At 52.6% G+C, this 17,093-nt stretch carries 13 protein-coding genes and 1 pseudogene; 6 read left to right on the plus strand and 8 right to left on the minus strand.

What is annotated here, in order from left to right; translation table 11 throughout:
- Positions 1-108 precede the first annotated feature (108 nt).
- From GS3922_RS08450 to GS3922_RS08460, 3 genes and pseudogenes are all read right to left on the minus strand, one after another.
- Complete coding sequence (locus GS3922_RS08450; protein WP_063165976.1) at positions 109-1,212, minus strand: GerAB/ArcD/ProY family transporter; 1,104 nt, start codon at positions 1,210-1,212, stop codon at positions 109-111.
- A 64-nt stretch (positions 1,213-1,276) separates the two neighbouring features.
- A complete protein-coding gene (locus tag GS3922_RS08455) occupies positions 1,277-2,482 on the minus strand; it encodes a Ger(x)C family spore germination protein (protein ID WP_063165977.1) in 1,206 nt (401 codons plus the stop codon).
- Positions 2,479-4,105, minus strand: a pseudogene (locus GS3922_RS08460) (spore germination protein). The gene GS3922_RS08455 and the pseudogene GS3922_RS08460 overlap by 4 nt, the downstream one beginning before the upstream one ends.
- 129 nt (positions 4,106-4,234) lie before the next feature.
- On the opposite strand from GS3922_RS08460, the gene GS3922_RS08465 reads away from it, so the two are divergent.
- Positions 4,235-4,462, plus strand: a complete 228-nt coding sequence (locus GS3922_RS08465) for a YczF family membrane protein (protein WP_063165978.1) — start codon at positions 4,235-4,237, stop codon at positions 4,460-4,462.
- A gap of 73 nt (positions 4,463-4,535) precedes the next feature.
- Here the strand turns inward: GS3922_RS08465 and ltrA are convergent, their stop codons facing one another.
- The 5 genes from ltrA to GS3922_RS08490 form a co-directional block, all read right to left on the minus strand.
- Complete coding sequence (ltrA, locus tag GS3922_RS08470; protein WP_020961418.1) at positions 4,536-5,795, minus strand: group II intron reverse transcriptase/maturase; 1,260 nt, start codon at positions 5,793-5,795, stop codon at positions 4,536-4,538.
- A 601-nt stretch (positions 5,796-6,396) separates the two neighbouring features.
- Complete coding sequence (locus GS3922_RS08475) at positions 6,397-8,106, minus strand: ABC transporter permease (RefSeq protein ID WP_063165979.1); 1,710 nt, start codon at positions 8,104-8,106, stop codon at positions 6,397-6,399.
- Positions 8,081-8,980, minus strand: a complete 900-nt coding sequence (locus GS3922_RS08480; RefSeq protein ID WP_063165980.1) for an ABC transporter ATP-binding protein — start codon at positions 8,978-8,980, stop codon at positions 8,081-8,083. Before GS3922_RS08480 ends, GS3922_RS08475 begins: the two co-directional genes overlap by 26 nt.
- Positions 8,977-9,354, minus strand: a complete 378-nt coding sequence (locus tag GS3922_RS08485; RefSeq protein ID WP_128733422.1) for a GntR family transcriptional regulator — start codon at positions 9,352-9,354, stop codon at positions 8,977-8,979. Before GS3922_RS08485 ends, GS3922_RS08480 begins: the two co-directional genes overlap by 4 nt.
- Before the next feature lie 387 nt (positions 9,355-9,741).
- On the minus strand, positions 9,742-10,467 hold the full coding sequence (locus GS3922_RS08490) for a YetF domain-containing protein (RefSeq protein WP_063165981.1): 726 nt from the start codon (positions 10,465-10,467) through the stop codon (positions 9,742-9,744).
- Positions 10,468-10,625: 158 nt separating this feature from the next.
- On the opposite strand from GS3922_RS08490, the gene GS3922_RS08495 reads away from it, so the two are divergent.
- The 5 genes from GS3922_RS08495 (at position 10,626) to GS3922_RS08515 (ending at position 17,079) form a co-directional block, all read left to right on the plus strand.
- Positions 10,626-11,717, plus strand: coding sequence for a GerAB/ArcD/ProY family transporter (locus tag GS3922_RS08495; RefSeq protein ID WP_063165982.1), 1,092 nt, complete (start codon positions 10,626-10,628; stop codon positions 11,715-11,717).
- Positions 11,717-13,252, plus strand: a complete 1,536-nt coding sequence (locus GS3922_RS08500; RefSeq protein ID WP_063167358.1) for a spore germination protein — start codon at positions 11,717-11,719, stop codon at positions 13,250-13,252. The genes GS3922_RS08495 and GS3922_RS08500 overlap by 1 nt, the downstream gene beginning before the upstream one ends.
- Positions 13,249-14,397: a Ger(x)C family spore germination protein gene (locus GS3922_RS08505; RefSeq protein ID WP_063165983.1), complete on the plus strand. Its 1,149-nt coding sequence runs from the start codon at positions 13,249-13,251 to the stop codon at positions 14,395-14,397. The genes GS3922_RS08500 and GS3922_RS08505 overlap by 4 nt, the downstream gene beginning before the upstream one ends.
- 121 nt (positions 14,398-14,518) lie before the next feature.
- Positions 14,519-15,712 (plus strand): MFS transporter, encoded by a 1,194-nt coding sequence (locus GS3922_RS08510; protein ID WP_063165984.1) that lies wholly within the window; start codon positions 14,519-14,521, stop codon positions 15,710-15,712.
- A gap of 74 nt (positions 15,713-15,786) precedes the next feature.
- Positions 15,787-17,079, plus strand: coding sequence for a sensor histidine kinase (locus GS3922_RS08515; protein ID WP_063165985.1), 1,293 nt, complete (start codon positions 15,787-15,789; stop codon positions 17,077-17,079).
- Positions 17,080-17,093: the final 14 nt, after the last annotated feature.

Raw genomic sequence — 17,093 nt, forward strand, 5'->3', positions numbered from 1 at the left:
CACCACATTTCGCCCCATTGTTCCTCGTAGGAACAGGTTATTGTTGTATTCGTGTTTTTTTGCGGTTTTTCCTGCTTGCTGCCGCATAAATCTTCTAGTCCGTTTTTCTTATTTTGCTGATTGTCCAAACCGCCGGCGAATCGCCGCAATCACAAGCAAGAGCACCGGAATGATGATTTGCAGCGGGATGTGCAGATAGAGCGTGACAATCTTTAATCCTTCATGAATATGTTCCGCATAGTTGCTGGCGATGGCGACCGACAAAAACAGCACGAGCAGCCCGAGCGGATAGACGAGCCGCTGATAGCTCGAAATGCCAAACAAGTTGGCCGCCCCGACGACCCCGGCATAAAAAAAGATGGAGACTTTAAAAAACCCGCCAATAATCAGGGCAATCATAAAAAAGACATCAAGCCGCTCTAAAAAGTGAGCGACTTGAATGCGGCGGATCGTATCCAAAAGCGGAAACGACGAACGCGACGCCGCATCAGGACCGAGGACGGCCATATTGATCGCCATAATGATCGCCAAATTGACTCCGCTCAGCACCATGCCAGCGACCCCGACTCTTCCTACTTTTACCGGATTGTTGATATATGGAAACAGCATCGTAAACACGATCATCTCTCCGAACGGAACATATAGCGTTTCGGTCAACACCGTTTTCCACACCCGCCTCCAGCCTTCCTCCAACACCGGCTGCAGCTGGGTCACGTCAACCAGCCCGGAAACAAACACAAGGATAAATCCGGCGAGCGCCAAAAAGTACAACACCGTCAAAAACAGCTCACCGGTGCGCGCCAACACCTCGAACCCTTTATAGACGCCATACATAATGGTCAGCGCCATAATGGCATTTAACACGAACAACGGCGTTTCCGGGTAGGCAAACGTCAGCAGCAGTTCGCCAAAGTCGCGCAGCACACGGGCGGCAATGTAAAGAAAATATGTAATATAGACAACCGCCAACAGTTTGCCGAGCGGCGCCCCGACGATTTGCGGCAAATAAGCGGTCAACGGCTGGTCGGGATAATACTCGAACAATTGGCGATAAACGAAAAACAACAGCAGCCCGAGCGCCAAGCCGAGCAAAATGGCGATCCATACATCTTGCTTGGCGCTCACGCCGAGCGGAATGACGATGGCGCTGCCGTGTTCGAACAGCACAATTAACACAAATAGCTGGCGTGCGTTAATTTTTATGCGCTCCAACTGAATCTCACCGCCTTTGCCTAGTCAACTCCCCTCCCCCATGCCGGCTTTGGCCGGCGACCATTTATTCTTCTATATATGGCTTATTCCGCAGCCCGGTGCGGCGGATGTACAGATCAGCCGTTACAGTGACGTCAAGTTCGGGAAAATAGCGGTCGTGCCACTCTTTCTCGATCTTCTTCCATAAGCGCGGGGCAGCGCGGTGAACCGCGTCGCCAAACCCGAAAATATCCGTTTTTTCACGCTGGGCCGTTTCAATGGCTTTTGTAACCTCCTGTTTGACGTTCCGTTCCAGTTCTTGTTCTAAACGGAATACCACGCCGGCGTCGGCTAGGTTAATGGGGACGCGCGCCTCGCTGATGTCGCCTTCCGCCTTGATATGAACGGAGATGGATGGCCGACCGTTGTTGACGCGCGCCTCTACATTCGTTTTCGCCCGCGCCGCCCGATAGCCGATCGCTTCCTGTTTTCCTTCCCACGGAATAGTGAGATTCGTTTGATGAATGCGGTCAAGCACCCACATCATGCCGCGCGCCGTCGGCCCGTCGGCCCAGCCAATCAGGCGGCCGTTTTTAAACAGCGCCAGCCCGTTCAACGTGACGCGGGCATCAGGCACGGACGACTGCACGTTTTCTTGCCGCTTCCCTTTTTTTAAGCCCCCTTCAATCGATACCCCGGTTATGACCGGGTTTCGGCCGGGCGAAGCGATGCCGCGAATCGCCCACCAAACGTCTACATTAATCGTTTGTCCCCAAGCCATTTCGGAAAATTCAAGCGTTCTAATAATTTGATTGGCGGAAATTTTATCGATTGGCGTCAGCACCGAAAGCGTGTCTTTCGCCGAATGGCCGCGGGCGATGACAAGGCGCGCCGTCGTCCGGAACTGCTGACTGCGCTCCATCGCATCGAACACCCCGTCCAGCCCTTCGCGCGCCAGCTCTTCGCCGACGACGACTAAGTTCGTATGGGCGTAATACAGAAGACGCGACACTTTTTCCGACGCTTTCCGGCTTGCCTCGACCAAACTGTCCCCGGTTGACGTATAAATCGACACCGGCACCCCGGCCGCCCCGCCGCCGCGCTGCGTCGCCCCGGCGACGTTGCCCGGGTTGACGACTTGAAAGGAAGCGAGATACTTGCCGTCTTCTGTTTTATCGAGGCCAACGGCAATGACAAACGCCAAATCGGTCAGCTCTTTTTTGCTCCAACAGCCCGAAAGCAAACAGACGCAGGCGGCAAACGGCAAAAACATGCCAAGCAGCCGTTTCATGACTCATCCCCCTTCTCTTGGCGCGACGGCGCCGGCGGCTGCGGCTTTTGGTCGCCCGATTGGCGAACGATATTTTTTTGGTTAATCAGGCGCGGCCGCTCGCGAAACATCCATGTCGGGACACGGAACAGCGTATCGCCTATATTTGACGGCGTAAACGGAGCGAGCGGCGACATATACGGGACGCCGAACGAACGCAAGCTGCATAAATGAATCGTCATGACCAAAATGCCCATCATAATGCCGTAAAACCCGAACATCGCCGCCAAAAACATGAGACCAAACCGGATGAGCCGCGCCGAGATGGCAATGGCAAATGACGGCGTCGCAAAGCTGGCAATCGCTGTAATCGAAACGACGATGACCATTGCCGACGAGACAAATCCTGCCTCCACCGCCGCCTGGCCGATGACCAAAGCCCCGACGATCGACACCGCCTGGCCGACGGCGCGCGGCAAGCGGACGCCGGCCTCGCGCAACACTTCAAACGTCACCTCCATCATGAGCGCTTCAACAAATGCCGGAAACGGCACCGCCTCGCGCTGGGCGGCGATGGCAATGACGAGCTGGGTCGGGATCATCTCTTGATGAAACGTCGTCGCCGCGATGTAAATGGCCGGGGCGACAAGGGAGATAAAGAAAATGAGCACGCGTAAAAAACGAAGGGCTGTCGCGATGTCAAAACGGGCATAATAATCTTCAACCGCTTGGAAAAATTGAATGAACAATGCTGGTGCGACAAGGACAAATGGCGTCCCTTCGACAAAAATAGCGACCCTTCCTTCAAGCAAATTGGCGGCGACAATATCGGGCCGCTCCGTATGGTACGTTGTCGGGAAGGTGGTAAACGTCTGATCTTCAATCAATTGTTCGATATAGCCGGACTCGAGCACGCTGTCAATGTCGATGCGGCGGAGGCGCGTCTTCACTTCCTCGATGATTTCGTCATTGGCGATTCCTTTCACATACATGATGGCGACATCGGTTTGCGTCACCGTGCCGATTTGCATCGTCTCCAGCCAAAGGTTCGAGTTTTTAATGCGGCGGCGGATCATCGCCGTATTCGTGCGCAGTGATTCCGTAAACCCTTCGCGCGGGCCGCGAATGGCGATTTGCGTCTGCGGTTCTTCAATCGAGCGGTATTGCCCGCCTTTTGTGCTCGCGCTAATGGCAAACGGCACCCCGTCAATGAGCATCACCGTCTCCCCGGAAAACAGATCAAAAAACAGCTGCTTCCATTCGGCGACATGCTTGACGCCGCCAACCGCAGCGAGTTTTTTTTTCAATCCATTGAAACCGCTCTTTTTCCTCGAGCGCGAGCGGAAACGACGCCGTAAGGAGCGGCATAAGCAAAAACTCGTACACATTTTTTTCATCGACGAGCCCGTCGACAAAGACGATGGCCGCTTTCATTTGCGTTTCCTGGCCGAGGGAAAAACGGCGAATGACGACATCGCTGCTTTCTCCGGTCGCCCGCCGAATGATGTCGATGTTCACCGCCAGTTCAGGTGACAGCGGCTCTTGCGGGACGTCCGCCGCTTCGCCGCTATGGTCGGTCCCTTCTTGCTGCACACCGTCGTTCATCCGATCCTTTTGCCGGCGCATCCCCCACTGAAACAACATGCCCCTCTCCTCCTTGCTCCGTGTCACTTTTATCTTCCATTATAGGCAATCAGCCAAAAGTGTATACGGGGGTGCATCATTCCTCCCTAGCCGGAGAACACTAAACGAAAAAGCGGCAGGTGGCTTGCATTGAAAGTCGTATTCCTCTCCCTCGCCTTTATGCTGCTGTTGGGCGGAACGGCGGTAGGGATGGACTTGTTGCTAGGATTAACGTTGCTTCAATCGTTTCATAACGTGCTCAATCCGTTTCGCGTGATGGAAACACCTGAGCTGTTTCTGTTATTCCTTTTTATCGCTTTTTGGCTGCTTGACTTGCTCACCGTATGGCTTTGGCGTCGGAAAAAGACGGCGTCTTAATCGAGTAGGAGAGGGTGACTAACCCTCGTCCTCTCACACCACCGTACGTACCGTTCGGTATACGGCGGTTCCATTAAGTCTGACGCAGAGATTCATATCGTTGATAAAGACTCTTCAGCCCTTGGCTCTCCCAATAGGAGTTGCCAAGGGCTTTATGCAAGATGGGACTAGCGGCCACTCTCCAATATTTCTTCCGAGTGTTTCCCCATTCATATGCTTTCCGCTTGGGCACTCCTAAACTTTGCAGTTTTCGGACTCTGGTTCTCGGAAGTTTCCACTCTTTCCATTGGCACATGCGCAGCCTTCGTCGAATCCATCCATCTAGTTCTTTGAACACACTTGGAGTCTCTGCTAACGAGAAGTATCCACACCATCCCAGAATGTACTGGTTGAGCTGTTCGATTCGCTCGGGCATGGGAATCGGTTTCGATCGACTCGTCATGGTGCGTATCCTTTGCTTCATGCGCCGAATACTTTCCTTTGCGATCCGGATTTTTGGCTCCTTATTTGGGGTGAAGCTAAAACCGAGGAATTTTCTCCTCCACGGTCGATCCACTGCCGATTTGGTTTCATTGACTTTCAGCCGGAGTTTCTTTTCAATGAATGCCGTGATCGATTTCATCACCCGTTCCCCGGCCTTCTTCGTCCTTACGTAGATATTGCAGTCATCCGCATACCGTACAAATTTGTGCCCTCGTTTTTCCAATTCTTTGTCCAGCTCATCCAAGAGAATGTTGGACAAAAGTGGACTGAGCGGCCCTCCTTGTGGAGTCCCCTCTTGTGTTTCCATGACCACCCCGTTGATCATGACCCCTGCCTGTAGATACTTCCGTATCAACTTTAGGAGGATTTTGTCTGGAATTCGTTTCGCTAATATCCCCATCAGTTTGTCATGGTTGACTCGATCAAAGAACTTTTCCAAGTCGATATCTACCACCCATGTATATCCTTCCTGAATATACTGCTTCGCCTTTTTCACCGCGTCGTGTCCTCTTCGACCGGGACGAAACCCGTAGCTGTGTTCCGAAAAGGATGGGTCAAAGATCGGCGTGAGCACTTGGGCGATGGCCTGTTGGATGAACCGGTCTGTCACGGTCGGGATTCCTAGTAACCTGACTCCTCCGTTCGGTTTCGGGATTTCGACCCGTCGGACCGGGCAAGGTTCGTAGGTCCCTTCTTCCAAAGCGCGCCGTATCACGTCCCAATGTTCCACGAGGTGTCTTCGCAGGTCTTTGACGGACATTCCATCGGTTCCATGGGACCCTTTATTCTTTTCCACTTGTTTGAGTGCTCGCAGGAGATTCTCCCGTGACAGTACCTGTTTCATCCACATTCCGATTCTTCCTCTCTACGTGAACGATCCGTTCTATTTGTGCCATCTTCTTCTCCACCCTCTTGAGGTCCCCCATGGACTTCACCATTTCCTCCCTCAAGCAGGCCCTTTCGGGTTGTCTGCTTCATCAAAGAAGATGAACGCCTAGTGGCCGTTCTCCTTCATGGTTCGGTCCTTCCCCTTCTACCTTAAGCTAGACGGGTACTATGACCTCTGCTGACTTCTGTCCGTTCAGCGTTGGATCGCTCCAACGGTTGCCAAGCGCACTTGGCTTCCCGGACAGACCTCCCCGGGTAAGAGTGCAGTCTTTCCTTCCATCTATCTGCTTCATTTACTCGGTATCACCTTCGGCAGAAAGGGCTTCGTTTTGTCGTGCAAACTCACCCAATGATACCCAGCCTCTTATGAAGTTCGTGTTCCTCAGACCGGAAGTTTGCCGCCCGCTTCCTTCAGATTCTGCGTCGCCGCAGACACCCTTGCGTTAAGCTAACTGCTACTTCTGCCTTCGCAGTTCGGGACTTTCACCCTATAGACTGCACCCATGCCGGGCGCACACGGACAAAACGGGCAGAGGATCGGCCCCTGCCCGTTTTTTATTCGTTCATTTTTTGATCAAGTCATCTCCCACATGCCGCCGTTCGAGCCATTGGCGCACATGTGTATAGTTTTCCGCGAGCCCCAAGCCGAACGAATCGCCGTCGCTTTGCAGCAGTTCGACGTCTCCGTACCATATGCTCACGGTGCCCATCATGTTTTCGACCGGTTCGTTCCACAAGTCTTGTTTCAGGGCGCCGATAAACGATTCAATTTCCTTCGGCTCAGCTAAAACAAGCACCGGCTGCCCTGTATTCATGTTTCGTATCGTCACTTGGCGGATCGGCGAATAGCCGCCCGGGCGAAGCAGTAAATGGTACTGCTGTTTATACTCTTTCGACTCCATAATGCGGCGAAAATGCGTCATATACGGTTCGACCGGCACTTCATAGCGGCGGAGGAGGCGCGTGCCGTCTTTGAGCACATAGCCGATCACCACCGACTGAACGTTGCCAAGACGGGGCGGCGACGGTTGATCGTGCGCGAGCTGCTGATGAAACGCCCGCACCGCCTCGATATTTTCTTTCGTGCGGAGAAATTGGTCATATTCTACAAACGAGCGGCCGATCTGCTCCGGGTGTTCAAAGTTCATCGTCGACTGACCAAAGTACACTTGCTTAATGTCTGCCACTGCCGGCACGCGCTGCTCATAGCCGGTAAGATCGATGCGGATGAGAAAGGCAAGAACGGCCATCACCGCCGCAAACGCGACGTACCCTTTCCAGCGGTGAAATACACGCCACGTTTTCGCGATGACCATCTGGGCAATCGCGTACCCAAGCAAAGAAAACGTTATATAGCCGAAGACGATCCAGCCCCATTGCCGCTCCACTTCTCCAAAATAAAAGCCGCCGACAAGCCACGAGCAAAACGCGACCCCATACACAAACAGCGGACGGAGCGCCGGAAACGCCAGCGCCTGCCCGGCCGCTTCTGACGGCCGCCGCTCATACAGCCAAACCGCGAGGCCAAACAAAAGAAGCGCCAACAGCAGCAACAATCCCGTCTCCCCCGCGTTCATCGCCTGATCCATCAACATCGCGTAGCGAAGCGGAATCACCAGCCGATCCAACTCTGTTGACAAATAATACACATCCGGAAACCCAGACAATAATAATGATAAATTCGTGTAAATCAAAATCAGCATGCCGGCCGGGAAAAAGAGAAAAATATTCGTCAGCACGACATGAAGCGCCGATTGGCCGACGAGAATGCCTACAGCGATGCCAAGGGCGAAGATGACCGTTTCCATGACAACCGTTTCACCGAACCAGCGCCATACGTCCGCCGGCTCGATCGGCCATGGCAGGTCAAGTCCATACAGGCAGCCGATGGCAACAAGAGCTACTGTAAAAAGCGGCACAACTAACATGAGCCAGCCGAATACGATTTGGCTTGTGAGCAATTCGGTGCGGCGGATGGGTAAACTATGAATAAAGTCGGCCGACCGTTTGTCATGCATATAGCGAAGCGCCCCAGCCGATGCCAGCACGGGGACAAGCCAGGCGATCAATGTTTCCAACCCATTGGATATATAGTATACATTTTCCCACTGCGGCACATTGCCCACTTTCGGGTCATATTCGGAATACGCGAGCGCGATCGGCAGCACGATCGCCGCCAGCCATAGCAGCGAATGAATGATGGCAACCCAGCCGATTTGACGAAGATTTTGCGTCCACATGGCACGATTAGCCGACCACCGTTTCACGGACATGAGCATCGCCCCCCATTTCATACATAAAAATTTCTTCGAGCGACAGCGGCAGCACATCAAGGATTAGCGGATGAAACGTGCGGACCGTCTCCTCTATGCGCCGCTTTTCCCCGCGGACAATCAGGATGGCGATGCTGCCGCGCTCCTCGCGGTGGACGATATCGAGGCGTTCGGCCAATTCGCCCGGAAATCCATCACGAAACGCCAGCTGCAGTTTATGCATGCCGGCTCGCAATTCATCCAAATCGCGCTCGAGCTGCACCACACCGCGCGCCATCAATCCGACCGTGCCGCATAAATCTTCGAGTTCTCGCAAATTGTGCGATGAGATAACGACGGTCATCTCCCGTTCGACCACCTCATCAATCAACAATTGTTTGACGTGGCGGCGAACGAACGCATCGAGCCCATCGAGCGGCTCATCCATAATGAGCACATCCGGCTGAACGGAAAAAGCGAGCCAAAAGGCAGCTTGGCGCTGCATGCCTTTGGAAAACTGCTGAATCTTTTTGTTTGGATCAAGCGCAAAGACGGACTGCAATTCCAGAAACCGTCCGCGGCTGAACGAAGGGTACAGTTGCTCGTAAAAATCCGCCATTTGCCGAATTGTCGCGTGCGGAAAAAAGTAGACAAAGTCTGGCAAAAATAAAATTCGCTGCTTCACTTGAACGTTTTCCCACAACTCCTCGCCATCAATTGTAATCGTCCCGCGGTCTTGGCGGAGAATGCCGGCCATCATCTTGAGCAGCGTCGTTTTTCCGGCGCCGTTCGGGCCGAGCAACCCATAAATCACTCCTTTTGGCACCATCATGTTCGCGCCCTTGACGGCCGCAAACCGATCAAACGTTTTCGTCACGTCCACAAGTTGAATCACGATCCTCCCCCTCTTTCTTCCCCTTCTCGAATCCATTGCCATAACTGCTCATTCGTCACCCCTAAAAACCGCGCCTCTTTGACAAGGCGGACAAACTGCTCACGGACCGCGGCGACCGCCTCGATGTTTGGTTCTTTTGAACGCGGGGCGACGAAACTGCCTTTCCCTGGAATCGAATAAATCCAGCCTTCGCGCTCCAGTTCGCGGTACGCTTTTTGAATCGTATTTGGGTTGATCATCAGCTGTTTCGCCATCGTCCTGACCGATGGCAGCTGATCGTGCGGCTGCCATAGTTCGCGAACGATCATTTCTTTCATTTTGTCAATCAGCTGCTCGTAAATCGGCTGGCGGCTTCGCAAATCGAGCTCAAACATCTCCCCTCCTCCTCTCATTGTCACAACCGTACTATAACCAATAGTACACATAAAACAGAAGAAACACAAGCACTTTTTTTAAATGAAAGTTAAGGAATGCAGCCGATCCAAGAAGGTTGGCGACCGAGTGAAAAATGTGCCTCGACAACGTTGTTTTCCTTTGAAACGTCTTATAGAAGACCGTGTTTTTATCACGTTGGATGGTCGATCGAATGGGAATGATGGTTTTTCACTCCTCTTGAGAAGGGCGTGATTTCATAGAAATGCGGTATTCCCCTGAGTGAGAAAGGCATAAAAGCAGCCGTTCTCCGCATTTCGAGGAGGGGCGGTTTTTTAAGAAATCGTTGTTTTCCGCCTCCAGCTTCCTCATTAGTCGTCCCGCCACGATCATGATTCTTCCTTCAATCCTTGCTGCTTCGGCATCTTCCCCTCAGACGGTCGATACGTCTGTACAAACAATCCCTTCCCTTCCAACCACTCGGCAATCAATACCTCTTGCCATGAAGAGACTCCTTGTTTGCGCAGTTCCGCGGTGAGCCACTGCTCATTTTTCCCAAGCTCCATAAGTTCATCTCGCAACAGCTGGCCGTCGCGAACGAGCGTCACCGGCACATAGACGGGATGAGGCGGCAAGTGGAAATCTTCGCGCGTCGTTTTTTGATGATCCGCTTGTTTCAGCACGCTAATTTCTCCATCCGCTTCCAAAAAGCAAAACGCCACTTCACGGATCGAAAACGTCTCATGTTTGCGAAGCAAGCTTTGCAGTTGGTTGAGGGTGAGGCGGCTTTTTTTCAATGCCTCGTAATCAATGGCGCCGTTTCGAATAAGCACTGTCGGTTTTCCTTCGCTCCACAGGCGGAAGGAAAGCCACTTTTGGCTCGCATACTCGACCAAAAGCAACATCCCTCCCCAAAGGGTGATCGAATAGATGATGTACCAAAGGTGAATATGGTCGTCATACAGCGCATTGCCAAGCAGCTCGCCAAGCACGATGGCAGCGATAAACGTAAACGGGCTCATTTGGCTGATCAACTTTTTGCCGGCGATTTTGACGACGGCGAACAACAGAATAAAGCCGATGACAAGTTCAAGCGTCAACTGGAGCCATTTCATAGCACGCCCTCCTTACCATGCTGTGAATTTTCGCTCTTCCTTTGTATTGTGCCTCTGACTCCTCAGAAGTTTCGCTATTGGGTTGACGTTTGAAAGAATAAATCCCCCTGCACTGGAAACAATACTTAAAGATAGTCATAGGAAGAAAGGGATTCATAATGAATGGACAGACGCTCAGCGTTCTGCAGGTTTTATGTATGGTTATGCTGTCAGTTGGGCTGATGAATCATGTGATCGTTATCCCCTTTATGCTCGAGGCCGCTCACCGCGATGCATGGATCGCCGCCTTGGGAGCATTGGGGGGCTTGCTCATCTGGCTGCCGCTTCTTTATTTCATCCTCAAACAATTGAATGGCGAGCGGTTGTTCGACTGGCTAAAAAACCGTTTTTCAAGCCCAGTAGCCTATATGGTGGCCGGTGTCAGCACCATATTCTTGCTTCTTCATAGCTTTGTTACATTAAATGATACCATCACGTTTACCACAACTTCTTATTTGACGGCGACGCCGCGGTGGGCGCTGATTGTTCTCATCGTGATCGCCTGTTTTTATAACGCGTATCGAGGCATCGACTCGATTGCTAATACAGCGATGATTATTTGGCCGTTTGTCATTGTCTTCGGCTTTTTTGTCATGCTGTCAACCACTCCCCATAAAGACTATTCGCTGCTCAAGCCGATGCTTGAGCACGGCATGGCGCCTGTGCTTCGTGGCATGATGTATGCTGGGGCGGGGTATGCGGAAGTGGTCGTTCTTTTATTCCTCTCTCACCGCCTGCCGCGCCCGTTTTCATGGAAAGCGCTTGCCGCCATTGCCTTCTTGACGGCCGGTCTGAGCATCGGTCCGACGATCGGGGCCATTGTCGAATTCGGACCCGAACAAGCGACACGTCTTCGCTATCCGGCGTTTGAACAATGGCGGATGGTCAGTTTAGGGACGTACATCGAACATGTTGACTTTCTGTCGGTCTATCAGTGGCTGTCCGGTGCTTTCATCCGCCTTTCTTTGGCAACGGCGCTGATTGTGGAACTATTCCCGATCCGCCATTCGCAAACGCGCCGTTGGGTGCTTATCGTTCTTTACTTAGCGATCACATTGGCGGCCTTGGCACCGGGTAGCGATGAACAATTTTTGCGTTTTGTCAAACATTGGGTATTGCCATCATCACTGCTGTTTAGTCTTGCACTGTCTGTTGTGTTAGTCAGCTTAGCTCTATTGACATACCGTAAAGAGAAAAGAGGGATGGCATGATGAAACAGCTCATGCGCGCCGCCCAAGGTAAGCGGCTGAAAGACGATTACACCGGATTGGAGACTGTGATCATCTCCGAAGAAGCATTGCGCATGATGTATGCCAAATGCTCTGACGTCATCATGACGGAAACAACGATTTCATCGCCTTTGTCTGACGGTTCGTCGGCTGTAGTGCATTTGCTGTTTATTTATTGTGAAGAATTGTGCGATACACAAATGTTGCAAAAGACCATCTATCCGATGTTTCGTGCGCTGTGTGAACGGCATCCGTGCTTCTCGCCTGCTGACATCGAAACACGCAAGCCGCCCGCACTCGAATACATGGGACACGAAGTGCGGATCGATGATCTCAACTTGAGACTGTTTAGCGGCGATTTGCTCATTTACTTTCGCGAAGCGGACGTCTTATACGCAATGCCACTCGCCAGCCCGCCCAACCGCGACCCGGAGGAGCCGAACACAGAAGTGTCGATCCGCGGGCCAAAAGACGGATTCATTGAGGAAATCAGCAAAAACGTAGCTCTCATCCGCAAGCGGCTGCGCTCGCATCGACTCGTCTATGAGCCGTTCATCATCGGTACGCGCAGCCAGACAAAAGTCGGGCTACTCTATGTTGATGATATTGCGAACACAGCCATCATCGATGAGGTGAGAAGCCGTCTGCTCAGTTTATACATCGACTCGGTGACCAGCACCAACCAAATTGAGGAATGGCTATCCGACAGTCCGTTTTCTTTGTTTCCGATGTTTGGTTATACCGGACGGCCTGATTTTGCTGTCAATTCGCTTCTTAACGGCCGTTTTATCATCTTAGTGGACGGGGCACCGACCGCCTTGATCGGTCCGGCCAATTTAACCTTTTTGCTGAACACATCGGAAGATAACAACACGTTTTTCCTGTTTGTTGTGTTTCAGCGTCTGCTTCGGCTGGTTGGTACGTCGGTTGCCATTTTTTTGCCGGGCGCCTGGGTCGCGCTCACCTCGTTCCATCCAGATCAGTTGCCGTTCACCTTGCTGGCCACGCTGATTTTATCGCGCCAGGGGGTGCCGCTTCCGGTACCGCTGGAAATGTTTGTGATGATGATTTTGTTTGAAGTGTTTAAAGAAGCTGGAATGCGGCTGCCGATCGCCATCGGGCAGACGCTGTCGGTTGTTGGCGGCTTGATTATCGGACAAGCGGCGATCAACGCTGGACTTGCCGCCCCAGCCACACTCGTTATTGCTGCCATTTCTGTCATCTCAACATTTACGCTTGTCAATCAAAACATCGCCGGCAGCGTCACTTTGCTGCGCTTTATCGTTCTCACTTTCGCTTCCGTTCTTGGTTTGTTTGGGTTTATCTTGTCGTTGTTTCTCATTTTGACTTATGCGGTCAACTTGCGCACTTTCGGCATTCCCTATTTGACGCCGCTGGCGCCGCCTTCAAAAGATATCGGGAAAGTGTTTATCCCGAGCACGTGGAAACAGTTCCGCACGCGCGACCGCATTGTTCGTCCGAATGATCTCGTTGCAAAAGAGAGGGAACGAAAATGAGGAAGCAGGTCATTCCCATCATCGCCTCTATCATGCTGCTTGGCGGTTGCTGGGACACGCGCAACATCGATCACATTGTCTACATTCATTCAATCGGGGTCGACTACAAAGATGGCCAAGTAATTGCCTACGTGCAGTTGGTCGGTTTCACCGCCCTTGCCAAAGTCGAAGCGGGGGGCGATAAAGAAAAAGCGGCGGTTTCCATCGGCAAAGCGCTGGGCGAAACATTTAACATCGCTACCGACAAGATCTATCCTTCCATTCAACAAAGAGTGTCGTGGGGCCATGTCAAAAGCATTGTCTTTACGAAACGCGCCTTGCAAAAAGATATTGTGGCCGATGTGATCGATGTGCTGAACCGTTACAATGAAATTCGCCATACAGCGTGGGTGTACGCTACTGATGAGCCGCTTTCCGACTTATTTGAAACAACGCCGCTGCTAAATGCTTCCTCATATTATTCACTGTTGTCTAATCCGGAAGAAATTTTCCAACAAAGTTCGTTTATCCGCCCGATCCGTCTCAGCCGATTGATTGCTGCGATGGATGAAAAAGCTGATACAGCTAGACTCCCTTATTTAACAATCGAAGACAATCGTTGGGCGGAAAATAAGAAGCCAAAACAAATGTTGGCTATATCCGGCGTTTGTTTTCTTCATGATTACCGTTTGCAAGGGTGTGAGCGCCGTTCCGATTTGCAAGGGCTCCGCTGGATTGAGCGGGACATTCGGCGCACCCCGATTTATGTCAAGCAAAAAGGGAAAACTGTTGCCTCTCTAATCGTCCATGATCCAAAAACGAAGTGGTCGGTTGGCGTGAAGGACGGAGAGCCTGCTTTTACTATAAACGTTGAGGCGCAAGGAAGTCTCCTCGAACTGCGTGAACCGCTCTCACGAAAACAACTGACCAAACTGGCGGAACAAACGGTGAAACAAGAAATCCACCGCTTATATGAACTGGGGAAAGAGCGACAGATCGATATATTGAATCTAGCGGAACAACTGTATCGCGAGCGTCCGAATCTCTGGAAAAAACATCAGACCGACGGCCTCATCCCGCTCAATAACCACACGCTGTCCGTAAACGTCAAGCTCGTCATCAGCGCATCCGGAAAAGAAAAACTGAATTTTCGCGCCGGCGATTGAAAAGACAAAAACGGAGCGCCCTCTTGCCTGCGCTCACGCCGGGAAATGGGGCTTTCTCCGCTGGCGAAGATCAAGTATAATTAGCCATATTAAGATCGATTTTGCGGAACGGGGGAGAACGATGGACGCTCATACGGAACGAACGAGCGCCGCCAACATGACTGTCTATCCGATTTTGTTCGCCATCAGCCTCGGACATTTCTTGAATGATGCCATGCAGGCGGTCATCCCGGCGCTCTTTCCGATTTTGCGCTCGACGATGGAGCTATCGTACACCGAAATCGGCTGGATTGCGTTTGCGCTAAACATGACGTCGTCGGTCATGCAGCCGGTCGTCGGTTTATGGACGGACCGGCTGCCGTCGCCGCGTTTTTTGCCGCTCGGCATGGCGGCGAGCTTGCTCGGCATGGCCGGGCTCGCCTTGGCGCCGAATTTTTGGTTTGTCTTGTTGTCTGTGCTGTTGGTCGGAATCGGTTCAGCCGTCTTCCATCCGGAAGGATCGCGCGTCGTTTATTTGGCGGCCGGTGCGCGGCGGGCGTTCGCCCAATCGATTTATCAAGTCGGCGGCAATACCGGCAACGCCTTGGCCCCGCTGTTTACCGCCCTGATTTTTGTGCCGTTCGGCCAAAAAGGAGCCGCTTGGTTTATGCTTGCCGCGGCTGTCGGCATCACCTTGCTTTGGCGCGTTTCGCACTGGTATGGTCATGAACTTGGCCGCCGTCCGGCGCCAAGCCAAACGAAAAAGGCGCAGCGCACCGATCCCGGACACCCGGTGGCGTTTGCGCTTGCCTTGCTCGTCTTTTTAGTGTTTGCCCGTTCATGGTATTCGGCCGGCATCTCGAACTATTACCAGTTTTACTTAATGGAAACGGCCCACATCTCGGTGCGCGAGGCGCAAGTGTACTTGTTCGCCTTTATGATCGCCGGTGCGATCGGAACGCTCGTCGGCGGGCCGCTCGCCGACCGGTTCGGCAAGCGCAACTTGATTCTCTGGTCGACGCTTGGAACCGCACCGTTTGCGCTCGCCTTGCCGCACGCGCCGCTTTCGCTTGCGCTGCCGCTGTTGCTGATCGCCGGCTTTGTATTGTCGTTAAGCTTCGCAACGTTTGTCGTCTACGCCCAAGAACTGCTGCCAAACCATGTCGGCATGGCGTCCGGCCTGATCGTCGGCTTGGCATTTGGCATGGGGGCGCTTGGCGCCGTCGTGCTCGGCAACATCGCCGACTTGTCGTCGCTCAACACGTTGATGATGCTTTGCAGCGCGCTGCCGCTGTTTGGCGCCTTGGCGGTTTGGCTGCCGAAAGACAAATCATAAAACTATTTTTCTTTCAACCTCTTTCCGATTATAATGGAAGACGATGATGTCCATCCGGTTAGGAGATTTTTTGTATGGCAGGCTTATATATTAATCAGCACGTCCTCAATAACTTATTTTATATTTTAGTCACCGTGTTTGCCTTTTCATTCATTTATGACCACAGCCCGGCGATTCAGCGCAAACCGCTGTACAACCGGGCGCTCCTTAGCACCTGTTTGGCGCTGGCGTCTGTGCTGTGCATGAAATTTCCGATTTATATTGATCCGACGTGCATCCACGATTTCCGGCAAATTCCGTTTTTGCTTGGAACGCTCTATGGCGGCGGTGGCGTCGGAGCTGTGCTGTTTGTCGTGTCAATGCTGGCGCGCACGATTTTGTATGGGTTTCAGCCGTTGACATTGATCGTTTACGCCATTATGCTCGTTGCCGCGGCGGCCGCCTCGCCGCTGTTTCGCCGGCTGCCCCGGTCCGGCAAGCTGTTCACCGCCATTTGGCTGACGTTTTTACTGGCGGTGCTCACCACGTTTGTCGCTATCATCATCGCCGATTTTCCGGTGACGAAGCCGTATATCGTGTATTTCATTTTGATGCCGCCGTTTGTGATGATGTTTGCGGTCTATTTGATGGAAACGCTCCATGAGGCCCAGCTCGCCCGGGCGGAACTAATGAAGATGGAAAAAATGGAGATCGTCAGCCAGCTGGCCGCCAGCATTTCGCATGAAATTCGCAACCCGCTCACTGTCGTAAAAGGGTTCATCCAGCTGCTGCAAACCGGGCCGCTGCCGCGCGAGACGGAGGAGCGGTACATCCGCATCGCCTTAGAGGAAGTCAAGCGGGCGGAAGCGATCATCCACGACTATTTGACGTTTGCCAAACCAGCGCCGAAAGAAACGGAGCCGATCGATGTAGCCGTCGAGCTTCAGAAAGTATTGCAAATGATTGCGCCGATGGCGCATATGCATTCGGTCGATCTCGCTTCCTCTCTTGAACACGCCGTCGTCACTGGCAATGTGCAATATTTCCAACAATGTTTCTTGAATTTATTCAAAAACAGCATTGAAGCGATGCCAAACGGCGGCACGCTTCGGGTGACGGCCGAGAACCGGGAAACATCGGTCGTCATCACCATTTCCGACAACGGCATCGGCATGACGAAAGAACAAGTGCGCCGCTTCGGTGAACCGTATTTCAGCACGAAAGAGAAAGGAACCGGACTTGGCGCCATGGTGGCAGTGAAAATCATCGAGCAAATGGGGGGAACGTGGAAGATCGAAAGCGCCGTCCAAAAAGGAACGACGGTGACGATTACCTTGCCGGCGCGCCGGGTGCGGCCGCCATCGGCGCAACAGAGCACCGCCGGCTGAATCGAGTAGGAGAG

This window comes from Geobacillus subterraneus (assembly GCF_001618685.1).
Taxonomy (GTDB): Bacteria; Bacillota; Bacilli; order Bacillales; family Anoxybacillaceae; genus Geobacillus; species Geobacillus subterraneus.

Excerpts from the sequence above, each read along its gene's own strand:
- GS3922_RS08485 (WP_128733422.1), bottom strand. The coding sequence starts at position 9,354 with ATGTTTGAGCTCGATTTGCGAAGCCGCCAGCCGATTTACGAGCAGCTG.
- GS3922_RS08490 (WP_063165981.1), bottom strand. The coding sequence starts at position 10,467 with ATGAAATGGCTCCAGTTGACGCTTGAACTTGTCATCGGCTTTATTCTG.
- GS3922_RS08475 (WP_063165979.1), bottom strand. The coding sequence starts at position 8,106 with ATGTCCGTGAAACGGTGGTCGGCTAATCGTGCCATGTGGACGCAAAAT.
- GS3922_RS08455 (WP_063165977.1), bottom strand. The coding sequence starts at position 2,482 with ATGAAACGGCTGCTTGGCATGTTTTTGCCGTTTGCCGCCTGCGTCTGT.
- GS3922_RS08495 (WP_063165982.1), top strand. The coding sequence starts at position 10,626 with ATGAATGGACAGACGCTCAGCGTTCTGCAGGTTTTATGTATGGTTATG.
- GS3922_RS08505 (WP_063165983.1), top strand. The coding sequence starts at position 13,249 with ATGAGGAAGCAGGTCATTCCCATCATCGCCTCTATCATGCTGCTTGGC.
- GS3922_RS08510 (WP_063165984.1), top strand. The coding sequence starts at position 14,519 with ATGGACGCTCATACGGAACGAACGAGCGCCGCCAACATGACTGTCTAT.
- ltrA (WP_020961418.1), bottom strand. The coding sequence starts at position 5,795 with ATGTGGATGAAACAGGTACTGTCACGGGAGAATCTCCTGCGAGCACTC.
- GS3922_RS08500 (WP_063167358.1), top strand. The coding sequence starts at position 11,717 with ATGAAACAGCTCATGCGCGCCGCCCAAGGTAAGCGGCTGAAAGACGAT.
- GS3922_RS08515 (WP_063165985.1), top strand. The coding sequence starts at position 15,787 with ATGGCAGGCTTATATATTAATCAGCACGTCCTCAATAACTTATTTTAT.